The sequence below is a fragment of the Stieleria sedimenti genome, from assembly GCF_025060895.1.
Classification (GTDB): domain Bacteria; phylum Planctomycetota; class Planctomycetia; order Pirellulales; family Pirellulaceae; genus Stieleria; species Stieleria sedimenti.
In genome coordinates, this window is record NZ_JANZKV010000055.1 from 1 (window position 1) to 12,234 (window position 12,234).

Below are 12,234 nucleotides of genomic sequence, written 5' to 3' on the forward strand. Positions count from 1 at the left end.
TGTCGATTGAGCGGTATTGGGCGCGAGCCCTCCGGTGTTTCGGGATCGATGAGCGACCGGAGGGCTTGCGCCCTGCCGCTAACACCTCGTCAAACGCAGGGAATCAACGCCGCTCCGGAGGTGGTGCTTCGCTGACCTCCGGCTACTCGCTGTGCTCCCTCCGGGATACCGGAATGGCGTTGCTCTCTGTTGACACCAAACAAGGTGTTCTTGTTAGCAGAATTGCCCGCGAGCCCGCCGTTGTTTCCAGGCGGCCTCCACCCTCATCCGCTTGCGCTGGTTTTTCACACGCTCAGGTGAACGTCCTCCCCCCGGTAGAATCGCGGAACGAAGAAGTTGACGATGGTTGGGTTTCCCAGTAGAGTCAAGGGAGTGGAAGCTCGCCGTAAGTACGGGTTTCCGCCCCCGCCTGCCCCTTCCTGGGCTACCTGCACGGAGCGTCCTGACCACGTTCGGGTGTTTTCGTGTCGGACTGGCCTTCGTCAGAAATGAATGTTCCGCAGGACTTTCCGTTTCCGACGCGTCGAATGGTCATTGTCCTTTCAAAATGATCACGCGACGGGTCACCGGCGCGGTCACTGCGGATCCGACGGGATTGTTACCCAGGTATCCACTGTGAAAACTCGCTTCTTTTTCGGTCGGGTCGCCGCCGCATTCGTGCTGGTGTCCGTTGGTTTCTCTCACGCGCTCGTCGGTTCGGATGCCGCTGAAACTCCGGTGAGTTTCTCGAAGCAAATCGATCCGATCTTTCGACAGCACTGTTACGGTTGTCATCAAGGCGCCAAGCAACTCGGCGCGTACGTGATGACGGACTTTGCGTCACTGGTCGGCGGCGGTGAGACGGGCGAGCCGGCGATCGTTGCTGGGAAACCCGAGGAAAGCTATCTGATCGCGCAGATCACCCCGGTCGACGGCGTGGCCGAGATGCCGAAACCGCCGTCCCAGCCGCTCAGCGAGGTCGAAGTCGAATTGGTGCGGCGTTGGATCGCCGAGGGAGCGACGAATGACTCGCCAGATGACACCGCGCCGCCGTTCGGCAGCGAAAACCCACCGCACTACAACGACGCCCCTTCGGTTCCGTCGATCGACGTCTCACCCGACGGAAAGCAGATCGCCGTCGCGGGTTACCACGAAGTCTTGCTGGTGGATACGGCGGACGGCGCGATCCAAAGCCGCTTGATCGGGATCAGTCCGCGGATCAATTCGGTGCGTTACAGTCCCGACGGAAGTCGCTTGGCGGCGATCGGTGGCACTCCGGGCGTTCGCGGTGAAGTGCAAATCTGGAATCCCAGCACCGGCGAATTGGAACTGTCGGTGCCCTTCACCTACGACGCCCTGTCCGGCGCAGGCTGGTCGCCCGACAACAACAAACTCGCATTCGGCGCGTCGGACAATGTGGTCCGCGCGATCGACGCCAACAGCGGTCAACAAGTGCTCTTCCAGGGCGCCCACGACGATTGGATTCGTGACGTCGCCTTCACGCCCGACGGAACGCACTTGGTTTCTGTCGCGCGGGACATGTCCTGCAAATTGACCGAGGTGGAAACGGAACGCTTCATCGACAACATCACCTCGATCACGCCCGGGGCACTGTCGGGCGGGTTGAGCAGCATCGCGATGCACCCGGAGCGAAACGAGATCTTGATCGGCGGTGCCGACGGTGTCGCCAAGGTCTATCGCATCTTCCGCGAAACCGCCCGCAAGATCGGTGACGATGCCAATTTGATCCGCAAGCTGCCCGCGATGCAGGGGCGGATCTTCAACGTCGCGATCAACCACGACGCGACCCGCATCGCCGCGGTCGCAACCCTGAACGGCAAATCCGAAGTCCGCGTGTGGTCGTATGATTTCAGCGGTGATCTGACCGACGAACTGAAAAAGATCCTCGCCAAACGCGTCAACGATCGGTCGCCCGAAGAGAAGAAAAAGGCCGACGCCTATCGCCAGTCGGAAACCAAACAATTGGCGTTGCACCAGATCGACGATGCCGCGGCCTACGCGATTGCGTTCGCACCGGATAACTCGCTGTATATCGCCGCCAGCAACGGGCAACTTCAGCGGCTTGCCGCCGACGGCACGCCGGACAAAACCTTCGAAGTGTTCCGGGCCGCCGAACGAGAGGCCGCCAGCGAAGCAGACGCGATCGCGGGTCGGTTCGACGCCGAAGCCTGGATCGGCAAACTCGATACCGTCGGGCAAGCCGGTGTGGACCCGAAATCGATTCAATCGATCGACGTCGCACCCAAATCCGCCGAACTGAATTCTCCCTACGCCTATGTCCAATTGGTCGTCACCGCAACGACCACCGGCGGCGAAACACTGGACGTCACGCGTGCGTGCAACTTCCAAACCCCAGCGTTTGTCGCTTCCAACTCCGCCGGATTGCTCTGTCCGACTCAGGACGGAAATGGCAACGTGGTGGTTTCGCTCGGTGACCATCAAAGTACCGTGACGGTTTCGGCAACGCAGATTTCCGCAGCCCCCACCGAATCGATCGGCGCGGTCGATTTCATTCAAGACGTCAACCCGGTCCTCAGCCGACTGGGCTGCAATCAAGGAACGTGTCACGGGGCACAGAAGGGAAAGAATGGATTCAAGCTTTCGCTCCGCGGCTACGACCCGATTTTTGATCTGCGTGCGTTGACCGATGATCTGGCGGCGCGGCGAATCAATGCGGCCGCCCCGGAACAATCGCTGATGCTCCGCAAGCCACTGGGGCTGACGCCACACGAAGGCGGCGCGCTGATGGTTCACGGCGATCCCTATCACGCGATCCTGCGACGATGGATCGCCGACGGCAGTCGATTGAATTTGGGCGTCCCACGGGTGACGAAGCTGGAGATCTATCCCCAGAATCCGGTGATCCAGACGATCGGGACCGAGCAACAGGTGCGTTTGGTCGCCCATTTCGCCGATGGCAACACCCGTGATGTGACCCGTGAAGCGTTTATCGAAAGCGGCAACACCGAAGTCGCCTCGTCGGGCAAGGGCGGACTATTAAGAGCGGTCCGGCGCGGCGAAGCGGCCATCTTGGCACGTTACGAAGGCAAGTACGCCGCGACGACCCTGACGGTGATGGGCAATCGCGACGACTACCAAGAGCAAGACTATGAAACGTGGGGCAAAATTGACGAGCTGGTTGCCGCAAAATGGCGACGCGTCAAAGTGCAGCCCAGTGAGTTGTGCGACGACGCCGCGTTCCTGCGCCGCGTGACCTTGGATTTAACCGGGTTGCCGCCGACCAGTGAGCAAGTCCGTGATTTCCTAGCCGATGACACGCCGACGCAAGAGAAACGCGCCCGCAAGATCGATCAGTTGCTCGGCAGCGAAGGTTATGTCGACTATTGGACCAACAAGTGGGCGGACCTGCTGCAGGTGAATCGAAAGTTTCTTGGCGTCGAAGGCAGCAAGGCGTTCCGCGAATGGATTCGCAACGCCGTCGTGGAGAACCGTCCCTACGACGAGTTCGCCCGACAGATCTTGACCGCCACGGGTTCCAACAAAGACAACCCGGCGGCCAGCTACTTCAAAGTGCTGCGTGATCCCGAGAACACGATGGAGAACACCACGCACCTGTTCTTGGGCATTCGATTCAACTGCAACAAATGCCACGATCACCCGTTCGAGCGTTGGACCCAAGACCAGTACTACGAGATGGCGGCATTCTTTGGCCAAGTCGCTTTGGAAAACGACCCCGCCTCGGGTGGCAAGAAGATCGGGGGAACCGCCGTCGAGGGCGCCAAACCCCTCTATGAAAAAGTGGTCGACAAAAAGGACGGGGAAGTCATCCACGCACGCACCGGCGACGTCGCACCGCCGAGTTTTCCGTACGACGTACCCTGCGAAATGCCCGACGAAGGCACCCGCCGGGAAAAGCTGGCGGCCTGGATGACCGATGCCGACAACCCGTACTTCGCCCGCAGCTTCGTCAATCGTTTGTGGGGCTATCTGTTGGGCGTCGGTTTGATCGAGCCGATTGATGACATTCGTGCCGGCAATCCGCCGACCAACCCCGAATTGCTGAACCATCTGACCAAACAATTTGTCGCGTCGGGGTTTGATGTCCGCGCCATGTTGCGGCAAATCTGCAACAGCCGCACGTATCAATTGAGTGTCGCGACCAACCCGATGAACGAAGACGACACGTTGAACTACGCTCGCGCGATGCCGCGGCGTCTGCCGGCCGAAGTCATTTACGACGCCGTGCACGCGTTGACCGGTGCCGAAAGCAACATTCCCGGAATGCCCAAAGGCACGCGTGCCGCTGCCGTCACCGACTCGGGCGTCAAGCTCAATGACGGCTTCTTGCAGAACCTGGGACGCCCGGTTCGCGAAAGCGCCTGTGAATGCGAACGCTCCAGCGAACTGCAACTCGGTCCGATCATGGCCTTGATCGGTGGCCCCACGGTGGCCACCGCGATCGCCGACCCCAAGAACGAATTGGAACGCATCGTCCAGGAAAATCCGGATGACCGCGAATTGGCGACGGAAATCTTCCTCCGCTCGATCGGCCGGCCGCCGAGCGAAACCGAATTGGCAGCGTTCGATCAAATCAAGCAACAGATCAAGACCGACCACGAACTGCTTGAGAAAGAACTGGCTGCGAAAGAAATCGAGTGGGCCGAGCGGAAGCAAGAATTGGAACAGATCCGGGAGGCGAAACTTGCCGAAACCAATGCGCAATTGGCCGCACGGATCGAAGCCGCCAAACCGGAACAAAAACGCTTGGCCAAAGAGCGTGAGGCGCGAATCGAAAAGGCCACCAAGGCGCTCGAAGACGTCAACAAACAGTTGGCAGAAAAAGTAACGCAGTGGGAAACCGAACACGCCGCGGCGGTCGAGTGGCATCCGCTGCGACCTTCCAAAGCGGTCTCGACCAACAAAGCCAAGCTGGTCGCCGCGGAAGATCGCTCGATCACCGCCAGCGGTCAAACCGGTAAGACGGTCTACACGATCGAGTATCCGACGTCACTGAAAAACATCACCGGATTCCGCTTGGAAGCCCTCTCCGATCCGTCGTTGCCAAGCAACGGTCCCGGTTTGCCGCCCAACGGGAACTTCGTGATCACCGAATTCGAAATCAAGGTCGCATCCAAGTCCGACCCCAAGGCGTTTGCGGACGTACCGATCGCAAGCGGCAAGGCAGATTTCTTGCAGCCGAGCTTTACGATCGAAGCGACCTTTGACGGCGACAAACGCGGACAAGGCGGATGGGCGGTAGCCGGTGCGACCGGCGTCGACCACTGGGCCACGTTCAAGCTGAAGCAAGCGATCGAAAACCCCGACGGCTGTGTGCTGCAGTTCCAAATCCATCAGTTTCACAACGCCGCCGAACACGTGTTGGGCAAGTTTCGCATCAGCGCGACGACGGACACCGGCGAGATTCCATTGGACCTGCCCGAAACGTTTCGTTCCATCGTCGCGACACCGGTCGCCGATCGCGACGAGACGGCGAAACAGTCGTTAATCGATTACGTCGGCAAGACCGACCCGGATCGAACCAAGGCCGAAGCCGCGTTGGCCGAAGCCCGGAAAGCAGTCCCCCGCGACACCGAAACGGTTCGGTTGGAGCAACGTCGCGACGCCTTGTCCGTCGCAACGCCCGATGATGCCCGAATCATTCGGCTGCGAAATGACGTCGCACAAAGTAAACAGCAAGTCGAACGGTTACGTTTGACGGCGGCAGAAGACCTGACGTGGGCACTGATCAATAGCCCCGCCTTTTTGTTCAACCACTAACGTGGCCCGGATGGTTTTAACACACGTTCGGTGCCAAACCGCCGATCGCCCACATCGCTTCGGAGAACCCCAATCATGCTTTCGTTCAAAGGCTTCGCCGCCAAAGACCTTTGCGATCCCCACCTGGCTCCGTCTCGCCGCACGTTCTTGCGTGTCGGTGGCTGCGGGATGCTGGGGCTGTCGCTGCCTTCGTTGATGCAACTCGAAAACGCCTCGGCCGGTGAGGTGCTCGGCGGCGGTCCCGGTTGGGGCAAAGCCAAGAGCATCATCATGGTGTATTTGCAAGGCGGCCCCAGCCACCTGGACCTGTGGGATCCCAAGGAGAATGTTCCCGACAACGTCAAAAGTCAATTCCAACCGATCAGCACCAAGATCCCCGGGATCAAGTTCACCGAGAATCTGCCGCAGTTGAGTCAACTGAACGATCGATTCACCATGATTCGGTCGATGTCATACACGCCCAACGGCCTGTTCAACCACACCGCGGCGATTTACCAGATGATGACCGGCTACACGACCGACAAGGTCAGCCCGTCGGGACAGCTGGAACCGCCTTCGCCGAAAGACTTCCCTAATTTCGGCAGCAACATCGTCAAGATGCAGCCGGTCGACGAACCGATGTTGCCCTTCGTCATGTTGCCACGGCCCCTGCAAGAATCCAACGTCGTCGGCAAGGGCGGGACGGCCGGTTTCTTGGGCAAGTCCTATGACCCCTACACGCTCTATCCAGATGGCGATGATCTGGACATGAGCAAGATGAACCGCATCAAGATCGATGACCTGAAACTGCGTCCGGAAGTGTTCAGCGTGCGGCTGAAGCGACGGGCGCAATTGCGAAATTTGCTCAACGCGCAAATGCCGGAGATCAACAAGGCCGTCGAGAGTTTTGAGTTGGATGAATACTACGACCGAGCGTTGTCGTTGATCGTTTCCGGTCGGGCCCGCGAGGCGTTTGACTTGGCCAGTGAACCGGAAGACCTGCGCGACAAGTATGGCCGCAACACCTTCGGCCAAAGCTGTTTGCTCGCCCGACGCCTGGTCGACGCCGGGACGCGTGTTGTCGAAGTCATTTGGCCCAAGGTCGCCAACAGCGACAACCACTCGTGGGACCATCACAGCGGATTGAGTAAGCGGATGAAAGAACAATCGGCGCCGATGCTGGACGCCGGATTGTCGACGCTGATTGAAGATCTGGATGACCGCGGCATGTTGGAAGACACGCTGGTCGTTGCCGTCGGTGAATTCGGCCGCAGCCCACAGCGCGGCGTCAGCACCAGCGGCAACAACAACTCCGACGACGGACGCGACCACTGGCCGTATTGCTACACCGCCGTCATGGCGGGTGCCGGAACCAAGCGCGGTTACGTGCACGGCAAGAGCGACAAAACCGCATCGGCACCGTTGGAAAACCCTGTCCACCCGGCCGAGTTGTTGGCCACGATCTACCACAGTTTCGGCATTCACCCCGAAACGATCGTCTACAACCACCTCAACCAGCCGAGAGAGTTGGTCAAGGCGCAAGCGTTGACGGCGCTGTTGAGTTAGGGCGGGGAGTGGTTCACCGCCGAACGGGGTTGTGTCCATTGCACAACGGCGTCGATGCATCTTCTTAAAGATGATGGCACCCTTCTCCCCCACAAATCGTTCACAAGCTTGCTTGTGAACGATTTGTGGGGGAGAAGGGCCGGGGATGAGGGGGCTGGTGATCGCTATTGCATCCCGCATCGTTCGTCACAGAGCATACGGTTGGGCAGTTGACCTTGATACCTTGCGACTCAGGTGTGTGGCCCCTCACCCCCAGCCCCTCTCCCCAAAAAACGCTCGACGCTGCGCGACTTCGGCGTTTTTTGGGGAGAGGGGAGCCAGTGTCGTTTTTTGATATCCTTCAGTAATTCAATCGACATCCACCGGAGTCGATCGTAAGGCCGCAGGACAGTTCGTGGTGGGTGATGTACGTGTCAGGCGCGGGCAAACGCAACATCGCCATACTCCCCGGCGCGTGAAACTTCACACGTCACCTATTCCCCGCCACGACTTTTTCCCCGCGACGGAACTTTTTACAGGCGGGTTTGAAAATCGTTCTACGCGTCCGGCGTTTCTATCGGTTGCCGTTTGATCACTGCGATTGAATTTTCACGCGGCAATTCACGGTGATTTCTTGTCCGGCGTTTTTTCGTGGTCGTGATTGGTCCGGTCGATGCATCCCTCGTCGTTTCAATGCCCGCCGGCCTTTGAATCCAACATGATTCCCGGCGGGCTCACGTTTGAAACGTGATCGCACTGCATGGGCAGGCCGCGTTTCAAAGCATCACACCTTGATCGAAGGATAAAAAGGTATGAAACGTTTGAGTGTACAGGCTCTGGAAAGCCGAAAGCTGTTGGCTGCCGATATCGGCGTTGTGGATACGACGCTCTATATCGAAGGCACCGGCGGCAATGACATCGCAGAAGTCTACACGGTGGAAAACTCTGTCTTCGTGAAACTGCAAACCCAAGACGCCGACGGCCAAGTCGCGTCGATGGAGCAGAGTTATGACGCGGAGCTGATCGATGGCATCATCTTCGAAGCATTGGGCGGCGATGACTTGCTGGTCAACGACACGTCGTTGGATTCCATCATGCGAGCTGGTGGTGGAAACGATGTCGTGCTGGGCGGTTCGGGACGCGACATTCTGGTCGCCGGTGCGGGCGCCGACGTCGTTCTCGGCGGCGGTGGCGACGACGTCATCTTGGGCGGTCCCGGCGACAACGTGATCATCGACTCGACCGGCGACACACCGACCGACACGATCGTGGAAGAGGACACGATCGTCGACGAGACCTCCGATGCGCCGTTGGCCGAAGACTCCGATGACCAAAGCTCCGATGTCGATGACACGCCGCTGGGTGATCTGTTGACCAGCGACGACTCGGAATCGCAAGACTGCGGCGGGGAACCGGCGGCGGAGGCCGATTCCGAAACCACCGCCGATCTGAATCCTGATGAAACCGTCGGCGTCCTCGGTCAACCCGATGCCGAAGACGGAGACACCAGCGACGAAGCGATCGAGCCGGTCGGAGAGGTCGCCGTTGATCCCATCGACGAAGTCGCCGTTGATCCCATCGACGAAGTCACCGTGGATCCCGTCGATGAAGTCACAGTGGATCCCGTCGACGAAGTCGCCGTTGATCCCGTCGACGAAGTCACCGTGGATCCCGTCGATGAAGTCACCGTGGATCCCGTCGATGAAGTCACCGTGGATCCCGTCGACGAAGTCGCCGTTGATCCCATCGACGAAGTCACCGTGGATCCCGTCGATGAAGTCACCGTGGATCCCGTCGATGAAGTCACCGTGGATCCGACCGGCGAAGTCACCGTGGATCCGACCGGCGAAGTGACCGGTGAACCCGTTGAGGAGGCCATTGTTGAACCGACCAATGAAGTCACTGACGAACCTGTTACTGAGGTCACCGCTGATCCGACCGACGAAGGGTCCGACGCGCCCGTTGGTGAAGTCACGGTTGAGCCGACTGATGAGGTCACCGGTGAAGTGACCGGCGACACTTCGGAGACTCCCGAGTCACAGTCGGACATCGTCGATCCGCAGCCCGTCGCTGAAGACACCGATGCCACAGACGGAGAAAGCATCGATCCGGTGTCTGAAGAAACGGATGAATCCTCGGACGTCGTCGCGGAAGACACCGATGGCGGTGCCAGCGACGAAACCGATAACGATGTCATCTTCGGCGGTACCGGCAACGACTGGATCTTCGGCGAAAGCGGTGACGATACCGTGTTCGGCGGTGACTCGCCCCTGGGCGAAGAACTGTTGATGCAACTGCTCAGCAGCCGCTTGGCCTGAATGAATTTCTAAACGGGCGTTCGATGCGCTCGGTCTCCGTTCGGCCTGGGGCAAGGATGCTCCTATGCCGGATCATACGCACCGCTTCCCAGACCTGGACCGCGTGGAATGAAGTGACACATTCCGATCCCTAAGAAGTAAAGGAACATCAGGGGAACCGCCAGTGCGACCATGCTGGTGACGTCGGCGGGCGTCAACAACATCGACAAAACGAAAATCACCAAGATCGCCACCCGCCAACTGCCGACGTACATCTCGGTTTCGATCAGTCCGATGCGTTGAAGGAACAGCATCACCAGTGGCAACTGAAACGCCAATCCGAAACCCAGCGGCAACAACAGAACAAAATTGATGTAGTACGTCAGCCGAGGCTCGACTTCCACATCCATGCTGCCGTTGAACGCGAGCAAGAAGTTCAAGACATAGTGCAGGACCAGAAAGAATGCCAGCACGACGCCGGACACAAACAGCGTCACGCTGACCGGCAGGTAGACGTAGACGTACTTGCGTTCGTGTTGATGCAGTCCCGCGGCGACGAATTGCCAAAGGAAATAAAACACTCCCGGCGACGACAGCACCGCTCCGACGATCAATCCCGCCTTGACCCAAATCATGAACGACTCTTCCACCTTGAACGTGCTGAGTCCTTTGGTGTCGCGGATGAACTGAACTTTGGGGCGCAGATCCGACGCGGCGGGAAGGGCACGCAAGATGTCCGCGATCTCACGCGGCTTGACGCGTGCACCGGGTGTTACAGCGACCGGACCGGCTGCGGCGACAGAGACGGCGGGCGCGGACTCGACCACCTCAACCTTGTCGGGAACGTCGTCGTCCGCCGGCGGATTGGCGGCCGGCGGATTGGCGGCCGGCGGATTGGCGGCCGGCGGATTGGGCTGTTTCGATTTCGCTGTCTGCGGCTCGCTGACGACGGGTGTTTCGGTCGGCGAGCCCGACTGCGGAACCAGCTCGATCGATTCGGGCGTCAGGTTTTGCAGTTCGTCGGGGATCTCGTAGATCACCTGCCACTTCAGCGAGCGTTCGGTGATCAACGGCAGCAATGCCTGAACATCTGGATCGTCCAGGTCTTCGTAGCCGAGCATCGCTAAACTTCGCTTGGCGTTGAAGTCCACGATCGCCGCTTTGAGCGGTTCGGCGACGTAGCGGACGACTTGATTGGCGACCGTCAATCCGACGGCCAGTCCGATGCCTAGGCAGATGATGGCACGGACAAGAGAATGGCGGAGCTCTTCGAGGTGCTCGCCGAAGGTCATCGTCGAGTTTTCGAAAAGATCGTCTTTCGGCCGTGTGGCTTGGGGAGAGCGGGCCGAAGCGTTGCGTTGAGCCGTAGCGTCCACGATTGATTAACTGTTCCAGGAAAGTTGAATGAGCGCGATAGACCGACGCAGCCGTCCACAGCGAGTGACGGCTATCGGACCACCAGAAAGAATTCCATCAGAGAGAATTCCTTGGTTCGGCCGAAATCCATAGCCGAACAGTTTAGCAAAAGCGTCCGGAAAGTCGGACTGTCCTTGTCCGCTACATTTGGCGCTTTCATGCAGATCTTCGTGACCGCGGATTCATCATCCGTATATTTGAACCAATTGCGCCGCCATTTGTCACCTCCAGGAAGACCATGTTTGAGAAAGAATCTCCGTATCCCCTGCAATTCCGCCCCCTGATCAAACAAACCCTCTGGGGAGGCTCTAAGTTGGGGCAGTTGCTGGGAAAACCCATCGGTGACGAGCAGAACTACGCCGAAAGCTGGGAAATCGTGGATCACGGCCAGGATCAGAGCGTGGTCCAAAACGGTCCGCTGGCCGGCCAAACCCTCTCCGGGCTGATTCAAAATGACGCAGCCTGGACACTCGGAGAATCGTCCGAGGAAGCGAAGTTTCCGCTGCTCTTGAAATATCTGGACTGCAATCGTGTCCTCTCGGTCCAAGTCCACCCCGACGACGCCTACGGGGCGACGATGGACGTTCCCGACCGCGGCAAGACCGAAGCCTGGTACGTGGTCGATGTTGAACCGGGAAGTTTGATCTATGCGGGGCTCAGATCGGGTGTCGATCGCGACGCGTTAGCCGAAGCGATGGCTGCCGGCGAAACCGACCGCGTGCTGCACTCGTTTCAGCCTTCACGCGGCGATTGTGTGTTCATTCCCGCAGGGACCGTCCACGCCTTGGGCGCCGGTTTGGTGATCGCGGAAATCCAGCAATCCAGCAACACGACGTTTCGATTGTTCGACTGGAACCGGGTCGGTGCCGACGGCAACCCGCGGCCGCTGCACATCGAACAATCGCTGGCGGTCACCGATTACCAGTCCGGCCCCGTCGAAGCACTCAAGAGCGACCCGTCGGCCTTCGCTTGGCAGCGATTGGTCGCCTGCGACAAGTTCGTGCTTTCGTCGCTGGAAAACGGCAGCGACGTCGTCGGCGGTGACGGGCGTTTTCACATCCTGACCGTCCCGATCGGAACCGCGACGTTGACGACCGATGACGCATCGATCGAATTACAGCGGGGACAGTCCCTGCTGTTGCCTGCGGCGATGCCCGAGTGTTCAATCGCCGTCCACGCCGATTCAACGGTGTTGCGGGCGGAGTGACGGGGCCGCTCACTGACCGGCCTATCGACGGAAGACCTGCGTCGCATGCCA

6 protein-coding genes are annotated in these 12,234 nt (G+C 59.3%); 4 read left to right on the forward strand and 2 right to left on the reverse strand.

What is annotated here, in order from left to right:
* Positions 1 to 531: 531 nt before the first annotated feature.
* Positions 532 to 684, reverse strand: a complete 153-nt coding sequence (locus NZK35_RS34650) for a hypothetical protein (protein ID WP_259632095.1) — start codon at positions 682 to 684, stop codon at positions 532 to 534.
* Between the two features lie 33 nt (positions 685 to 717).
* On the opposite strand from NZK35_RS34650, the gene NZK35_RS08450 reads away from it, so the two are divergent.
* The 3 genes from NZK35_RS08450 to NZK35_RS08460 all read left to right on the forward strand — a co-directional run bounded on the left by NZK35_RS08450 (position 718) and on the right by NZK35_RS08460 (position 9,581).
* Complete coding sequence (locus tag NZK35_RS08450) at positions 718 to 5,739, forward strand: DUF1549 domain-containing protein (protein WP_259632096.1); 5,022 nt, start codon at positions 718 to 720, stop codon at positions 5,737 to 5,739.
* A gap of 75 nt (positions 5,740 to 5,814) precedes the next feature.
* A complete protein-coding gene (locus NZK35_RS08455) occupies positions 5,815 to 7,284 on the forward strand; it encodes a DUF1501 domain-containing protein (RefSeq protein ID WP_259632097.1) in 1,470 nt (489 codons plus the stop codon).
* 791 nt (positions 7,285 to 8,075) lie between these two features.
* Complete coding sequence (locus tag NZK35_RS08460; protein ID WP_259632098.1) at positions 8,076 to 9,581, forward strand: hypothetical protein; 1,506 nt, start codon at positions 8,076 to 8,078, stop codon at positions 9,579 to 9,581.
* 62 nt (positions 9,582 to 9,643) lie between these two features.
* On the opposite strand, the gene tatC is transcribed toward NZK35_RS08460, so the two are convergent.
* The gene (gene tatC, locus NZK35_RS08465; protein WP_407699779.1) at positions 9,644 to 10,936 is read right to left on the reverse strand and encodes a twin-arginine translocase subunit TatC; all 1,293 of its coding nucleotides are present in this window, start codon (positions 10,934 to 10,936) and stop codon (positions 9,644 to 9,646) included.
* Positions 10,937 to 11,214: 278 nt separating this feature from the next.
* Here tatC and NZK35_RS08470 point away from each other — a divergent pair, with 278 nt between their 5' ends.
* The gene (locus NZK35_RS08470; RefSeq protein WP_259632099.1) at positions 11,215 to 12,183 is read left to right on the forward strand and encodes a type I phosphomannose isomerase catalytic subunit; all 969 of its coding nucleotides are present in this window, start codon (positions 11,215 to 11,217) and stop codon (positions 12,181 to 12,183) included.
* Positions 12,184 to 12,234 lie beyond the last annotated feature (51 nt).